Genomic DNA, 16,032 nt, shown 5'->3' on the forward strand with positions numbered 1-16,032 from the left:
TCTGATTGTAATATTTTTCTTTACTATGATATTTTATTACTGATATATTTGCATTGTACTTTTTGACAAATTTAATGATCAAATGTAGTTTTTATCGCCAAAATAAATTCTTTGTCTACTCTCTTCTTTTTATAATTCTTTCTCAGAATCTTCACATTATTTCTTCCATGCTCAGTTTTTCAGAACAGGCTTTTAATCCGATATACATAAACTGCTTTTCAAGTCTAAGTGAGTCACCGGCCAAAATAGAAAATGAGTCGAGTAAGGTTAACTTAAATCAGAGAAAATTATTAAACATAAATGAAACAAATGAATATAAGTCTGTATTACTTTCAAGCCGGATTAAGATTCTTGGTGAATATAATATTGATCATGAAAAAGCATTATTCCACATCATTCATTTTATTTTGAATATAAATAATTCTTTTCGACCCCCTCCCGCTCTTCATCTCTCATAGTTGTTAGTTGAGCCGGTAGTTTCCGGATCAAGTTATAAACTCTATTACTTAAAATAAATATCCCACGGCGTTTCTAAGGTAAATCTGCTGATTAATCAGCTAAGGTAATAGTTATATAACCAGAATTAACATAGCTAATAAAATATTATGGAACTAAAATGAATGAATTACACAGTCTGGGTAGTGCTGTAGATTGGATTGTAATGATCTGCTATTTCGTTGGTATTATGCTGTTTGGAAGCTACTTCGCAAAATATAATCGTAATACAACCGACTTTTTTTTCGGTGGCAGACGATTTGCTTGGTGGCTGATTAGTATTTCAATTGTGGCAACGGGGGTTGGAAGCCACAGTTTTGTGAAATACTCAGCCAAAGGTTTTGAATACGGAATTTCATCAACAATGACGTATATGAACGACTGGTTCTTTATGCCTCTTTTTCTTTTCGGGTGGCTGCCGATTGTAGTTTATTCTAGGATAAGATCAATCCCAGAATATTTCGAATTGAGATTCAGTCCAAGTGTAAGATTAATTGCAACAATTTTTCAACTTCTTTATATGATAGGCTATCTTGGTATAGGTCTGCTGACTTTAGGAAAGGTGTTTACTCCATTGCTGCCTCAGTCAATCGAATTCATTGGATTAAATATCAATATAACTCTGATGGGAGTAATCATCACAATCGCTCTCATAACTGGTATTTACACCACATTTGGCGGGCAAACCGCAGTTATTTTTACAGATCTTATCCAAGGGGGAATACTACTAATAACCGGTGTAATCATTTTTGCATTGGGTATAAGTTATGTGGGCGGAATTGATACATTCTGGAATTTGCTTCCGGTAAGTTGGAAACAACCGTTAGCTAATTTTAACTCTCCGCCGGATTTTAACTTTGTCGGTATCTTTTGGCAGGATGGGATTGCGGGATCTATCGGATTTCTGTTTATGAATATGGGATTAATAATGAGATTTATGTCTGCCAGAAGTGTAAACGAAGGAAGAAAAGCGGCTGTATTCAATGTATTATTTATGTTGCCAATTTCTGCAATTATTGTTGGTAGTGCCGGCTGGATAGGTAAAGCACTTCTTGAAATGAATCCCCCGCAATTAAACAGCGATGTAAATCCGGATCAAGTCTTTATAGCTGTTACTCATATAATCGCTAGTAAAGGATTATTTGGTTTTGTTGTCGCAGCTCTAACAGCAACATTACTCTCTACTGTCGATTCGCTAATTAATGCGATTGCAGCAGTTTATATGAACGATATTTACGCACCTTTAAAGAAGTGGTTGAAAACCAAAGCGGGCTCGCCCCAAATTCAAGCAAAAAAAGAGTTGAATGCCGCTAGAGTAGCTTCGATATTATTTACGTTTGCAGGTGTGATTGCGACCATTCCTTTTAATACATATCCAACTGTTTATGAGGCACATGGATTTTTTCATTCGACACTAACCCCTCCGCTTGTAACTGCAATTTTCTTAGGAGTTTTTTGGAAAAAGTTTACGCCCGCGGGAGTTCTTACAACTTTCATCGGCGGTTCTTCACTGATGATTATCGGTTCCCGATATCCCGATATTTTGATAACTCCAATTGCACACGGTACTCCCTTCGATGCTGTCCATCCCTATTCCTACATCAGTGCACTCTATAATTTAATTGTCTGCGTTAGTTTAGGGATAATAATTACTTATTCACGAAAAGTGTTTATACATATTTCCGAAAAGCTTAAGTCCGGAACTTTAGGAGACAAAGTAACTTACATTCTAATTACAATAGTCGTTCTATCACTTGTTGCAATCTGGTTCAATCTTGTCGAAATGTATTCATCAATTTATTTAGCAATACTCATTACACTATTCGTATCTGTTATTGCAGAATATAAACTGAAATATGATGAAAAAATTCACCTCGAAGGGTTGACGGTATGGTCTGTCAAAAAAGCAAAAGAGAGATTTAAGGGAAAGGAGTTGAATGAAGAACAGGGTGAGAAAATATTTTGTAATTGGATAGTCCGTGATGATGAAAATGATGAAGTGAATATTTCGTTTAATGATATGAATAAATTAAAAGCGAGGGTGGGTGATTTAATTTATATATCTGATAAAAGAAAGTATCTGGGCGGCTTAAAGTCTTTCCATTCCAAAATTGGCGAACCTCACACCAATGATGGGGAGATTTTCATAAGCAAAGATCATCTACTATCTGCTCAGTTCAGCGAGGATAAAATTATCTATGCTGAAAAAGAGATGTAAAAAGAAGTTCGATTTGTGAGAGTGAATACTTCATCAATCTAGGAAAGCTATATGACAATTAACAAAGAATCATGGGGAAGCAGAGTAGGACTTGTACTTGCAATGGCAGGTAATGCAGTTGGTTTAGGAAATTTTTTAAGATTTCCCGCTCAAGCTTCACAGAACGGCGGTGGCGCTTTTATTCTTCCTTACTTAATTTCTTTTCTTCTTATGGGTATTCCCCTTTTATATATAGAGTGGGCTATAGGAAGGCATGGTGGTAAGTTTGGACACCACTCAGCTCCGGGAATGTTTCATGTACTGGGTAAAAATAAATTCTTAAAATATATCGGTGTGTTCGGATTGTTTTCGAACTTAACAATCGCATCGTATTATGCATATATAGAATCTTGGACTTTGGCATATGCGTTCCATTCTATAATCGGTACTTTTACAAGTATTGACCCTTATACTTTTTTCCCAAAGTATTTGGGAATACACGAAGGATCGCTTATCGCTTTTCCGTTTGAAGCTCTTTTTTGGTTTATACTTACTATCTCTCTAAATGTTTGGATTTTGTCAAGAGGTTTGGTAAAAGGAATAGAGCTCGCTGCCAAAATCGGAATGCCACTGTTAATTGCTTTCGGAATTATTTTAGCTATAAAAGGACTTAGTTTATCGTCTGTAGATACGGGCGTAATAGAAAGTCCTTTTACCGGATTGAATTTTGTTTGGGAGCCAAACTTTTCCGGACTCTCAAACCCGACTACTTGGCTAGCCGCAGCCGGTCAAATCTTTTTCACTCTTTCGGTTGGTATGGGTTCGATCCATTGCTATGCCTCTTACCTTAAACAAAAGGAAGATATTGCACTTAATGCTTCTTCAGCCGGTTGGCTAAATGAATTTGTTGAAGTTGTTCTTGGAGGAACGATCTTAATCCCGATTGCCACGGCATATTTAGGATTAGCAGTCGTGCAGTCTTCAACCGCAGGAGGAAGCGGGTTTGCACTTGGGTTTTTGACTTTACCCTCACTATTTAACAACTGGGGATGGTTCGCCCCATTCGCAGGTGCAATGTGGTTTGGGTTACTATTTTTTGCCGGCATTACTTCTTCGATCGCTATGGGGCAGCCTTTATTAGCATTTCTAAATGATGAATTCAATCTCTCACGTAAATCATCCGCTGTAGTCTTCGGTTTAGCGGCATGTATGCTTGGTTTACTATGTGTTATACTTTACCCCGGTGGTTCGTTTGATGAATTTGATTTTTGGACGGGAACTTTTTCCCTTGTGACATTCGCTCTGCTCGAGTCAATAGTATTCGCATTTGTGTTTGGCATAGAAAACGGTTGGGAAGAAATAAATCGTGGATCGGATATTATGATACCAAAACTCTTCAAATTTGTCATCAAGTACATTACCCCGTTTTTTATAACGATAATATTTCTTGGTGCGATGATAAAACCAGCAACCGATTGGGCAACAGCTATAGGTTTACTTACCTCCGGAGATGGCTGGCCATTAGCAGGCGACAGTGTACTCGGTGTTATTTTCCACGTTAATGAAAATGACTATACTTGGTTCAATGACGGAGAATTCACTCATATTTTTATAAAAGATATTACACGTGTAGTTTTACTTTCTACTTTTTCTGTCTTAGTTTATTTAGTTCATAAAGCTTGGAAAACTAAAAACTAGTGAGCGGTAAATATGACAACTGAAGCAATTATAATGATGTTAAGTTCTTGGGGATTAATAACTTATTTTGCGATGCGATTTTTTATTAAGGTACTGCGGTCATCAAAAAATAATGATTAAATTGAGTTTTTGATATAAAAAAACCCGTGCTCGGTAACACGGGTTGCATTCTTTGTGGGCAGAGACGGAATCGAACCGCCGACACAAGGATTTTCAGTCCTTTGCTCTACCGACTTTATAACCCAAATTCCCGATTTTTCGTCCCAATATAACAATTTGATGACAATTTTGATGAAAGATTTCTAATTCCAAGAGCTTTAGAGGGAGGTTGTAAAATGTATCTTTCTAAACGCTCAAATGGTTTCTATTATGTTTATTATGATAAACCGGATGGTAAGCGAACTTGTATTTCCACCAAAACAAAATTTAAATCCGAAGCAACAAAGTTTCTTTCTAAATTTGAGAAGGAACTGAAGCAGAGAAGCATTGAGAAAAACATTCCTATATCTTTGAATGAATTGAGTGAGCAATTTCTTGAGTATTCTTCAACAATTCACAGCCCGAATCACACAAAATCAATTCGAACAACATTCAATGAATTGGAAAAAGTTGTTGAAAATCCTCCCCTTTCAATGCTAAGGAATGCTAAGGTTCAAAACTACTTTGAAGATAGGTTAAAAAAGGTTTCTGCTTATGCTGTCAGACGTGATATTGCCAATTTATCATCAGCGTTTAATTGGGCTATTAGAAAAAACTATATTGATGAGAATCCAGTCAAAGGCATTAAGAAACCTAAATTGCCGGAAAGACTCCCCTACTTTTTTACTGAAGAACAATTTGAAAAATTAATTAGTGTTGTTGATGATTCTGATTTGAGAGACTTATTTAACTTTGCCCTGCTTACCGGACTCCGGCAGAGTGATTTAATCTCATTACAATGGTCTCAAATTAATTTTAGAGATAATACGGTTATACTTGATAATAGAAATTCATTAACAAAAAGCTGGAAAGTTCATTCAATACCATTGAATATTTCTGCTTTGCAGATATTAACGGAAAGAGAGTTAAAGAAAAAAAATGAATTATTAGTTTTTACATACAAGGAACAGAAAATTAAGCAAGATTTCATTTCAAAAAAGTTTAGGAAATATGTTAAGAAAGCCGGACTTAATTCTAAGCTTACATTTCACTCATTGAGACATACGTTTGCAAGTTGGTTGATTCAAAGAGGTGCTTCGCTTTACCAAGTATCTAAATTGATGACTCATTCAGATTTGAGAGTAACACAAATTTATTCTCATTTAAGGAGTGAGGATTTGAGAAATTCAATAAATCTAATAACTATAAATTAAAGAAAATTACTAATGCTGGCGACAATTTTATCGCTCAACTCGGCTTTTTTAAAGTGAAATTGGTTAAAATGACCCAGTCCATCTAATCAACTCTTAATAATAATTAAGAATACAGCCAAGCAACAAAATAATAAAAAATAAGAGTATGTAAATAGACATTTGAATTTGGGTAAAAGCATTTTTGATTGCAGTTGTCGTTAAATCTTTGCAGTTTAAATTTAGGAAAATGACTTGGTGAAATAAATTGAAATCAAAAACCAAAAAAGTTATTGCAAGAGAGATTCTTATTTTTTCTATTACTATTCTTTCAATAGGGGTAATATTTTTAACAATTTTTATAATCTATAAAAATGATTTTGATACTTCCCATAAAGAGGCACTTCAAGTAAAAAAACTTACTCAAGAACAGATAGACCATTTGATTAATAAATACTCCATTAATGTTTTTAATGAACTCAAATTAAGTCCGTGGAAGAGTGAATACCGGAAGAGGCATCATATACAACCAACTATATCTGAGAAAAAAGGAGTTTTAGCTAAATATTATAAATCAAAATACCCTAGATATGCGGATTATGAATATTACATGTATCTGTTTGCAAGTATAATTTTCTTGTTTGTGTATCCAATAAGAATAGGGTTTTATTCCATTCGCAGGGCAATAAAAACTTTGAGAGAAGAGTAAAAAATAGAATTTAAAAGCTACTTTCAGTTAGTCTAACTGAAGATTATTAAGGAACTAATTAAATAGAATTTTCCTAATGAGCAATATTGACGACGAAAGATATTCAGTAATTGATGTAATATTAAGACTACTTAATGACTTAATTACACATCATACCCAATATAAAATATCTTCGAAGGATTTGATAAGTCTGACTAAAGCATACCACGCAATTAAACAATACCCGGAAGAAGTAATAGTAGGTGATATAGATATTTCAACATCCCTTAGATGGGAAGATGGGAGTTTGGATTTTACTTCGCTACTAATTACCGAATCAAGGTTTGAATTAATGAAGGGTGGAAGTGTTTATACTCCAGGAGTTGGGAGTGATTCATTTACTAGTTTTATGTATAGCTCAGAAGTAGAATATGATAATATAGGTTTTTTAGAACAACTTGACGTTTGGGAAGAAAGTTTTTACTCGCATATTGATGAAGATAAACCAAGTATTAAAATTGAAGATTTAGCGGAGTTGAAAGAAAGCGATTCTTCAATCAATTGATTATTATTTTAATAAATTATAATTGGGTTTGATTATAATGATTACAAAAGAACAAGCGATTGAAATAGCGAAAAAGGAAGTTCCTGACCTTATGAAAAGGATGTCTCGAATTAGTCTTGAAAAACCTAAAGCAGCAATTTTTGGTGGTGTGCCGGATAATTGCTGGTATATCGTTTATGCTTATTTAAATCCAGACGGAACAGAGTTTAATGGATTAGGAAGTAGTTACGGTATTTTTATTCAGAAGGATACAGGCAAAGTAGTTTTCAATGATTTGTTGATGGATGAAGGATAAGGTGACGCAATGAGGTCAGTAATATTTCTTTTGATAATTCCGCTTATAACTATTGCTCAACCAAATTCCAACCGACTAGGGATTGAAGCAAAAGGTGGACTTAAAATAAACGGAGACGTTATTGCTGGGTTCGCGTTAATCTACGATCTACAATTAAATAAGAAAATCAGTTGGGCATCGGGAATTGGCAATTACTTTCATGGAGAAATATTAACTGATTATCTTTTAATAATTTCTAGTGGTGCAAAATTACTCTTAGGAGATTTGAAACCTGATGGAACTTTCTATACCAAACTACAATTTTTAATTGTTCCGTATAGGAACTCTAATATTTTATACTGGGGTTATGGTATCGGTTTAACAATAGGATACACTTTAGAAATTGAAAAAACTCTTTTGTATTTTGGTTTAAATGGAGAGTTAATTAATAAAACTAACCTCTCAAATCTTGGTATTGTTGTTGGTTATGGATTTACATTGTAACTAACTTTTTAAAAAAAATAAATCACTCAATAATTGCGATGACATAAGAAAATTTATTAAAGCCCTTTTGGTTTACTTCCCTATTTGGGAATCGGACGCAACCGATGAGTGAGTAAGCTAAGAGGGTTTTTTATTATATGGGAAAGAAAAAACAACAATCGAAAAGAACTAAAAATGAAACGGATATAGAACCTTCAATGAAACTAGAGGGTTTACGTTCTCGAGTTAAAAAGTTCAATACAATTATCAGAAAATCTAATGAACGTTTTGATAAACTAGTATCAACTGCTGGTTTCGATAATATTTCTTGGGCAGATCAAGAAGATTATGAGCGTTTCAGAGATGGATTCACGTATCATATAGTTAATCACTTTAAGACAAACAAAATAATTAAAGAAAAATTTACCATAGTAAGAAACACTGGGGGTGCTGTAATACCGGAGCCGATTAGTCTTCCTCTTTCAGGTGAACTAAAGAAAGCAAAAGTTGCCAATGATATAGACAATATATCTGATGAAAGAATTGATGAAGTAATTGAAAACTATGCAGAGGCAGCTATAGCCTTTTATGGTCTAGCATTAAAACTCAATAACCAAATACTAAGTTCTGGTATGGAAAATATTGTAAATAAGTTGCTTAAATATTCGCGAGCGAGTGCTAATACAAGACCCGAATGGACAATTCAAGATGAGACAAAAATATTTAATGAGGCTGAAGAACTTTATCACAAAAAAAATGATGGATTAGTAACCTATCCGCGTAGAAATGCTCTTTTTGAAGCTAGTAAATCAAATAATTGGTTAATCCCTCAAAAATATTTAGATAAAAAAATCTACAATAAAGATGCAGAATTAAAAAATATTAATAAGAAATTAGTAGATCGTTTCCATAAAAGATTTTCAGAAGATATAACAATCAAAGGAACCAAATAAAACTACTCGATTCCACAATAGCTACTCGACTCCACAAAATTCACTTCTAATATCAAATTATTCATATTGCGACCGAAACAATCTAACAACAATTGTGAGGCAATATGGAAACTCAAGATTCAAATCCAGCAAGCAACAATCGAACATCACTAAATATTTACTTAAGTAAAGAACAAAAGCAACAGCTTGAGCGCGAAGCTAAAAGCAGGGCTTTGTCATTAAGCTCGTTCTTGAAATCCGCAGCCTTCGAAAAAATTAAAAGGGAAAGAGTTGTAATCAATTAATTAAAAAGCCGGTGCTTCGGAGACACCGGCCAAACATAAAACTCTATAATTGGAGCAAAGACAAATGGAAAATAAGAATATTTTATCTAAAAGCGAATTGCAATCAAGATTTCTTAAGAAATGGAATCTTAGAAAGTTCATCTCCGGTCAAATTCAAAAATTACAATTAGCCGGTGCTGAAGAATCAACCATTAAGCATAAGTTAAACCAGATCAGAAAACTAAATTCGGAAATCAATCACCTTGACAAATTATTGAGGGGGTTGATATGAGAACTTATTACCAGATAATGTTAGAAGCAGAAGAGAATAAAGCCAACATATTTCTTAATATGCCAATATTTAAAAAACCGAAGAAACTAGCGACACTCCATCGTAAAAGCAGAACTCTAGAACTCATATCAAAAAGCAAGGTAAATATATTCCGGTTATTTGGTGAGGGTCTCGGTATCAATGAAGAAATGATTTTACGGTTAAGTTTTGATTTTGTTGAGTGCCGGATTAATGGAACAACTTATAAAACCACAAGAGAACAATTATTAAAGAAGGGAATCCGCAGTCCTTATCAATCCGATAAAGTTGACCGTCAATGGATTTTGAGATTAGAAGATTTCCACATTCCCCATCAGAGTGAAGCACATTCAAAAGAGCATGAAGAATTGTTGTTTTTCGATAATTTGGAGGTGAGTTATGGCAATCTATAGAAATGTGCATATCTCATTTTGGAGTGATCCTTTTGTATTAGAACTAACACCGGAGGAAAAGTATTTCTTTCTCTACCTTATGACAAATTCAAAGACCTCTCAGATTGGTATTTACGAACTTCCCAAATCGATTATTCAATTTGAAACCGGATATAACAATGACACCGTTGAAAAACTTATGAGCAAATTCATTGATTATGGGAAGATTAAATATGATCAAAAGACAAAGGAAGTGTTACTAAATAATTGGCTAAAATATAATTACAGCAATTCTCCAAAAGTAATAGCTTGTATGGAAAAAGAACTCAAAAGTATAAAAAGTAAGCAACTAAAAAATGAGTTTTATAGAGTATGCAAACAGTATCAATACAGTATAAATACGTTATCGCAAAAAGAACAAGAAGAAGAACAAGAAAAAGAAGAATCAGTTGATAATGATTTTGAAAATTTTTGGTTGTTATATGATAAGAAAGTATGTAAGAATAAATGCATAAAGAAATGGAAGATGATTAGTAAATCAGATAAGGAAAAAATATTTAATACCCTCCCGGTATATATAAAAGCTACACCCAACAAAAAATACAGGAAAGACCCCATGACCTATCTAAATAATGAATCTTGGAATGATGAGATAATTGAAGGTTCAAATCAGTCTAATCAACAAAATGGCAAAATATTGGAGTTAAATTCTTAATGAAAAATCTCATAGAACAATTACCGTATAATTTAGAATCGGAAAAAATAGTTATCAGTTCTTTGATAAGCGAACCGCAAAGTCTCGATGAAATCAAACCAATAGTAAGAGCTAACCACTTTTTTGAGGAAAAACATGTAGTAATTTTCAATGCTATTTTAGACATAGAGAAAGATTCAAAACCTATTGATCAAATTTCGCTTTACGAAAAATTAAAAGCTGAGGATCTATTAAGTAAAGCAGGCGGAATACAATATATCTCAAACTTAGTTGAATATTTTAATTCGACTGCTCATCTTGGTTATCACAGCAAAATCGTATTCGAGAAATTCCTTGCACGTCAATTAATAAAAAAATGCTTCAATATCATTAATCGATCTATGAAGAAAGAAGATGTTTTTGATTTAGTCTCTGAGGCAGAAAAAGAAATTGGTTCACTGAGTAACGAGTTCGATTCAATTGCGAATGATGAAAAATTGTTATCAGAAAGACTTGATGAAATATTTGATGATCTTGAAGTAAGAAGTAAAGGTGAAAAAGAAATTGAAGCTCTTCGCTTGGAAACCCTTCCCTCCTTAAATAGAATAATAGGCGGAATTATGCCAACTGATTTAATCGGTATTTATGGTAAAGAAAAAAGCACAAAGACAAGTTTAGCGCACGAGATAGCTTTAGATATTGGTGCAGATCAGCAACTGCCGGTTTGTATTTTCACTTTTGAGAATAGTCGGGAAGAAACCGAATGGAAATCCATATCAATGAGAACGGGAATTGAGTTCAAAAAACTTAGAAATCCTAAAGGTTATGATAGCAATAGCAAATTAACACTCGAAGAAATTGAAACTCTTAAAAGACATTCTTACGAAAAACTGCAAGGGTCAAAAATAATAATCTCCGATAAGATTCTTGATGAGTATCAAATTGCTAATAAACTTAGAATCTGGAAGAAAAAATATAAACTAAAACTTTGCGTAATAGATTACTTGATGTTGATCAACTCAATAGAAAAATTCCAAAACCGAAGAGAAGAACTAAATCATTTAAGTAGATTCTTCAAGCAACTAGCAATGAAATTGGAAATTCCTATAATCCTTATTTCACAAAGCAATGAATCAGGTGAACGAGTTGCTGAACACAAAGGATTAGAAAGAGATGCAAATTACTTCATTTACGTCCAAGCTGGCGAGAAAGGTCAATCAGTAAAATTTAACGATCCTTTTCATGGGCAATACAACTATACGATTGAAGAAGATCAGTTTATTGTAACAGTTAGAGGTATCCGGCATAGTAAAGGAAATAAATCTTTCATAACGCAATTCCAAAATAATCGTTATATCGAAGTAGAAACAAAACCAAACAGAACAACTCACAGAGAACCGGAAACAAACTGGTATGAACGAGATGACAGATTCCCTATTTAAAGCAATTTAAAGACTCCAATTAGGTAAGGATACAAATGTATAGGCAAAACAAAAAAGTCTCTCAGAGTGTTTTAAAATGCGATTTAAAGGGTATTTGGAACTAACATTAATTGTTACATAGAGTTATAAAAATTTCAAGAGGTGAAACAATGAAATTAGCAATACTTAATGAGAGTATGATTAACAAATTTGGGATAATAATTCCGAAGAAAAAGAAGTTCAATTCACGTGATTGTTTAAGAATGCAATCACAATTAATATCATCCTTTATTAGAGGTGAAACTCAATCTGACGAAGCTAAGACATTAAGTTATTTACTCAACTCTTACTTATCGAATCTTCAGCTTGTTGAATATGAAACACGACTGGCAAACTTAGAAGAAAAATTAAGTAACGAGAATCCGAATAATAAATCAAATTGGTAAAAATAATGAAAAACTTTGAAAAACGTATTCGGGTATTAGAACAAAAAATCAGTCCAGAATGGGTTCTTTACTACATATCTGTGAACTGAATGAAAATAATATGCAGGTTATTACATCATAAGGGAAAACAATGCGGAAACTTGAAAACAGATTAAAAAGAATTGAAGAAATCTTATTACCAAAGAAACAAACTGTCATTACAATCGACTACAAAACTTCTGAGTCAAAATCTTCTGTTGATATAGAAGGTAAAAAGTTTGAAATTCCGAAAGGGACTAATCTTGTAGATTTTATAATTGAAAAAATTGAATCGCTTCGATTAAATGGTATAATTACTTGTATTGTTTACACCGAAATTTAATTTCCTCATCTTTTTCTCGCACACTATTATTTTCTATTTCTTCAATGTATTTAATTTACAATTATCTTATTTTAAACTGTCGTGATAATTGTTTACATCATAAAATATTTCTAATTAAAAATTAATTTAGGAGGTAACATGTTTAAGGTCATTATACTATTAACATTTTATTCCTCAGTAATACTATTTGCACAAGCAAATGAAAACTATAACGGAATAGAACCTGAAGTTTATGCAGGTTCTAAAGCTCTTGTATTTTCTTATACCCCATTCCAAAGTGATTTAGGTGGAGAAAATGTAAGTGCGACACAATCTTCCACAGGTAATAATTTTGAACTACTTGCCATTCAGGGAATAGGTATAAAATACTTTACATCAAAACATATCTCATTATTGTTGGGCTTTGGATTCGGCACTGGTTCTAGTAAGTATAAAGCAGATGATGGCACAGAATACGAGACAACTGGCACTTATGTAGGCGTGGGTTTTGATATTAATTATCATTTCGCAAGTCTCTATAATATAAGTTCTTATTTAGGACTTAATTTAAATTATGGTGGAACTTACGCAGAGAATAGAGAAAATTACTTACAGCAATCACGTGATGACTATACTGAAGAATATTCAAGTTCATCGTTCGGTGTTGGAATGAATTTAGGTTTTGAGTGGTTTTTTACAGAGGGTATTTCTTTAGGTGGTAAATACACTATAGGTTTTAGAAATTATTTTGAACCAGAAGTTACAATTAGGGAAGGAACAGAGACTGATATACAAAAAGGAAGAAGCGCAACATTTTTTGCTATAGGAGCAGGAACAATTACTCTCTCAGTGCATTTTTGATTTAGTCTACAATCAGATTCACGCTGAATACCCGTTATTTCTGATTGGTAAGAGAATTTATTTTTTTATGTCCCTAAAAAGAGTAAAATAAATACTAAAATTTTTATTACAAATAGAGATAAAATATTTTATGCATCGAGCACTTGGGAAAGCTAAATCAACGTGAAGAAAATAGAGTTGAATAACAAAATTTTTCGGACAACTTAAAAGGATGCAATATTGAGTTTTTCACGTCCCTAAAATCAGTTTTTCTACACTATAAAAAAGAATAACATTGAAAACCACACATGGGAGGAATTTATTTTTTTAGTATTTTTCATAAAAAAGTATTTGAGATAGCAGATGAAAAAACATCCCCTCTCTAATCCGGTAAAAAAATACCTGCATCTAATATTCTTCATTCTAATTATTTTGATAGTATTGTTAGTGAGTTTGCTACCGTTGTTTGGTGGGTATAAATTTTTCACTGGAAGTTATGACGCAAGCAAGATTTATTCTTTAGGAAAGTTTACATATTTCATAATACTTTTTTGCTACATTCTGGTTCTTTTTAACGTAATTAAAAATTTTACTGAATCGGGTGATGACGGTTATTTCTCAATAAAGTTTTTTTATCTGATAGTTGCCTATTACATAATTATGAGTATAGCTGATTAAAAATCTCTGTTATTATCTTGACATTTATTAAAGTTATGCTATATTCCAAAAGAGATTTAGCACAGCAATAAACCATAAACAATGTCCATAAATAAAAAGTTTGAAAGAGAAAATTGCCTACAAGGTTTTATTGGAGTCGGACACTCCTTTGATTTTCCTTGCGGGCTTTTTTCGTTTTAAAGCTCTTTGAATTAGTGATTTCATCAGATTAACCTTAGTGTCAAAAATTGATGACAAAATTGATGACAAATTGATGACACTTTTTAATCAAATTAGCATTAAGGTTTAATAAGTCATTTTTCTGGTGAGTTGGTTAGATAACTGTCCGACTAACAAAAAGTTTCGTTTTCTACACATAAACGGATATTAAAAAACCCGTGCTCGGTAACACGGGTTGCATTCTTTGTGGGCAGAGACGGAATCGAACCGCCGACACAAGGATTTTCAGTCCTTTGCTCTACCGACTGAGCTATCTGCCCTCAAAAAACGAATTCAAAAATAGATGTTTTCTGAATCATTTCCAAAAGGAAATTTATTAATCACCCAACGTTGCAACCATGACTGCTTTAATGGTATGTAATCTATTTTCAGCTTCATCAAAAACAATTGAATGTTCGGATTCGAAAACATCGTCTGTAACTTCCATTGCTTCTAAGCCGAACTTTTGGAATATATCTTCGCCAACAGTTGTTTCTCTATTGTGAAAAGCCGGTAAACAATGAAGGAATTTTACATTCGGATTTTTGGTATTCTTAATCATTTCCATATTGACTTGATATGGTTTCATAAGTTTAATTCTTTTTTCCCATTCTTCTTCCGGCTCACCCATTGATACCCAAACATCTGTATATAAGAAATCAGCGCCTTCAACTCCTTTAACCGGATCATCTGTTAGAGTAATTTTAGCTCCGGTTTCTTTGGCAATTTCTTCGCATGTTTTAACGAGTTCTTCATTCGGCCATAAATTTTTGGGAGCTACGGCTCTAAACTTCATACCCATTTTTGCACATCCAACCATTAATGAATTACCCATGTTGTTTCTAGCATCGCCAAGATATGCTAATGTTACTTGATTTAATGGTTTATCCGAATGTTCCATAATTGTTAGGAAGTCGGCAAGAACTTGTGTCGGATGAAACTCGTTAGTTAAACCATTCCAAACCGGAACTCCGGCGTGAGCGCCAAGTTCTTCAACTATTTCTTGTCCGAATCCACGATATTCAATGCCGTCATACATTCTACCTAAAACACGCGCAGTATCTTTCATCGATTCCTTTTTACCCATTTGCGAACCAGCAGGACCTAAATATGTTACGCCGGCACCTTGATCCATTGCGGCAACTTCAAAGGCGCAACGTGTTCTTGTCGAATCTTTTGCAAAAAGTAGAACTACGTTTTTGCCTTTTAGTCTTTGTCTTTCTGTACCGGCATATTTTGCCGTTTTTAGATCTTTAGAAAGATCAAGTAAAAATTTTATTTCCTGTGGAGTGAAATCCAACAGTTTTAGAAAGTTTCTGTTTCTTAAATTAAATGCCATGTTTTCCTCTTAGTTAAAAGTATATAAAATTCTTAAAGTTTGTAAAGTTTATAGAATTTAAAAAGTTTACACGTTTGAAAAATCTATAAAGTTTTTATTAGTCCGGATAACATTTTGGAGATTTCTTCCGATAGATTATAGATTTTTAGTTCTGTCTCTTTATTTACATAACGTAATTCAGATGCAATTACAATCATCGATCTAATCTCTGCTGAACTTCCTTTTGCAATAAATAAAAAGTGTTTGAATTCTTTGTTACTACTTCTTTCAAATCCTTCTGCAATATTGTTCATTACCGAAATTGAAGCTCTCTGAATCTGATCTCGAAACGAATAATCTCTGCAATCAGAAAAAGTAGTGTAAATTAGAGGCGACAATTCTTTAGCTTTCTGCCAGGCAAGTATTTCTTCAAATCTAGTAAATTTCAAAA

The 16,032-nt window shown here is 33.2% G+C and carries 18 protein-coding genes and 2 tRNA genes; 16 read left to right on the plus strand and 4 right to left on the minus strand.

Translation table 11 applies throughout. The features are described 5' to 3' along the window. The first annotated feature begins 616 nt into the window (after window positions 1-616). Window positions 617-2,713 carry a sodium:solute symporter family protein gene (locus QY331_09050; GenBank protein ID WKZ68101.1) on the plus strand — a complete coding sequence of 699 codons (2,097 nt, stop codon included), beginning with the start codon at window positions 617-619 and terminating at the stop codon, window positions 2,711-2,713. A gap of 51 nt (window positions 2,714-2,764) precedes the next feature. Then, a complete protein-coding gene (locus QY331_09055) occupies window positions 2,765-4,390 on the plus strand; it encodes a sodium-dependent transporter (GenBank protein WKZ68102.1) in 1,626 nt (541 codons plus the stop codon). 175 nt (window positions 4,391-4,565) lie between these two features. Here QY331_09055 and QY331_09060 read toward each other — a convergent pair. Next, window positions 4,566-4,634, minus strand: a tRNA-Ser gene (locus tag QY331_09060). Between the two features lie 91 nt (window positions 4,635-4,725). On the opposite strand from QY331_09060, the gene QY331_09065 reads away from it, so the two are divergent. The 14 genes from QY331_09065 to QY331_09130 all read left to right on the plus strand — a co-directional run bounded on the left by QY331_09065 (window position 4,726) and on the right by QY331_09130 (window position 13,408). Then, entirely contained in the window at window positions 4,726-5,742 is a 1,017-nt protein-coding gene (locus QY331_09065; GenBank protein WKZ68103.1) for a site-specific integrase, read from the plus strand. A gap of 244 nt (window positions 5,743-5,986) precedes the next feature. Continuing rightward, window positions 5,987-6,427: a hypothetical protein gene (locus QY331_09070; GenBank protein ID WKZ68104.1), complete on the plus strand. Its 441-nt coding sequence runs from the start codon at window positions 5,987-5,989 to the stop codon at window positions 6,425-6,427. A 76-nt stretch (window positions 6,428-6,503) separates the two neighbouring features. After that, window positions 6,504-6,971, plus strand: a complete 468-nt coding sequence (locus QY331_09075) for a hypothetical protein (GenBank protein ID WKZ68105.1) — start codon at window positions 6,504-6,506, stop codon at window positions 6,969-6,971. Between the two features lie 37 nt (window positions 6,972-7,008). After that, a complete protein-coding gene (locus QY331_09080; GenBank protein ID WKZ68106.1) occupies window positions 7,009-7,266 on the plus strand; it encodes a hypothetical protein in 258 nt (85 codons plus the stop codon). Between the two features lie 9 nt (window positions 7,267-7,275). After that, window positions 7,276-7,749, plus strand: coding sequence for a hypothetical protein (locus QY331_09085; protein WKZ68107.1), 474 nt, complete (start codon window positions 7,276-7,278; stop codon window positions 7,747-7,749). A gap of 137 nt (window positions 7,750-7,886) precedes the next feature. Beyond that, a complete protein-coding gene (locus tag QY331_09090) occupies window positions 7,887-8,681 on the plus strand; it encodes a hypothetical protein (GenBank protein WKZ68108.1) in 795 nt (264 codons plus the stop codon). Window positions 8,682-8,785: 104 nt separating this feature from the next. Next, entirely contained in the window at window positions 8,786-8,965 is a 180-nt protein-coding gene (locus tag QY331_09095) for a hypothetical protein (protein ID WKZ68109.1), read from the plus strand. Between the two features lie 64 nt (window positions 8,966-9,029). Further along, on the plus strand, window positions 9,030-9,236 hold the full coding sequence (locus QY331_09100) for a hypothetical protein (protein WKZ68110.1): 207 nt from the start codon (window positions 9,030-9,032) through the stop codon (window positions 9,234-9,236). Then, the gene (locus QY331_09105) at window positions 9,233-9,667 is read left to right on the plus strand and encodes a hypothetical protein (protein WKZ68111.1); all 435 of its coding nucleotides are present in this window, start codon (window positions 9,233-9,235) and stop codon (window positions 9,665-9,667) included. The genes QY331_09100 and QY331_09105 overlap by 4 nt, the downstream gene beginning before the upstream one ends. Beyond that, entirely contained in the window at window positions 9,654-10,361 is a 708-nt protein-coding gene (locus QY331_09110) for a hypothetical protein (protein ID WKZ68112.1), read from the plus strand. Before QY331_09105 ends, QY331_09110 begins: the two co-directional genes overlap by 14 nt. Beyond that, entirely contained in the window at window positions 10,361-11,782 is a 1,422-nt protein-coding gene (locus QY331_09115; protein WKZ68113.1) for a DnaB-like helicase C-terminal domain-containing protein, read from the plus strand. Before QY331_09110 ends, QY331_09115 begins: the two co-directional genes overlap by 1 nt. Window positions 11,783-11,931: 149 nt before the next feature. Beyond that, a complete protein-coding gene (locus tag QY331_09120) occupies window positions 11,932-12,207 on the plus strand; it encodes a hypothetical protein (protein ID WKZ68114.1) in 276 nt (91 codons plus the stop codon). Window positions 12,208-12,337: 130 nt separating this feature from the next. Continuing rightward, window positions 12,338-12,568: a hypothetical protein gene (locus QY331_09125; protein WKZ68115.1), complete on the plus strand. Its 231-nt coding sequence runs from the start codon at window positions 12,338-12,340 to the stop codon at window positions 12,566-12,568. Between the two features lie 138 nt (window positions 12,569-12,706). Then, window positions 12,707-13,408 carry an outer membrane beta-barrel protein gene (locus tag QY331_09130; protein ID WKZ68116.1) on the plus strand — a complete coding sequence of 234 codons (702 nt, stop codon included), beginning with the start codon at window positions 12,707-12,709 and terminating at the stop codon, window positions 13,406-13,408. A gap of 1,063 nt (window positions 13,409-14,471) precedes the next feature. Here the strand turns inward: QY331_09130 and QY331_09135 are convergent. The 3 genes from QY331_09135 to QY331_09145 form a co-directional block, all read right to left on the minus strand. Continuing rightward, window positions 14,472-14,544, minus strand: a tRNA-Phe gene (locus QY331_09135). 56 nt (window positions 14,545-14,600) lie between these two features. After that, window positions 14,601-15,602, minus strand: a complete 1,002-nt coding sequence (gene argF, locus QY331_09140; GenBank protein ID WKZ68117.1) for an ornithine carbamoyltransferase — start codon at window positions 15,600-15,602, stop codon at window positions 14,601-14,603. An 83-nt stretch (window positions 15,603-15,685) separates the two neighbouring features. Then, a complete protein-coding gene (locus QY331_09145; protein ID WKZ68118.1) occupies window positions 15,686-16,030 on the minus strand; it encodes a four helix bundle protein in 345 nt (114 codons plus the stop codon). Between the last annotated feature and the right edge of the window lie 2 nt (window positions 16,031-16,032).

Source organism: Melioribacteraceae bacterium, assembly GCA_030584085.1.
Classification (GTDB): domain Bacteria; phylum Bacteroidota; class Ignavibacteria; order Ignavibacteriales; family Melioribacteraceae; genus SURF-28.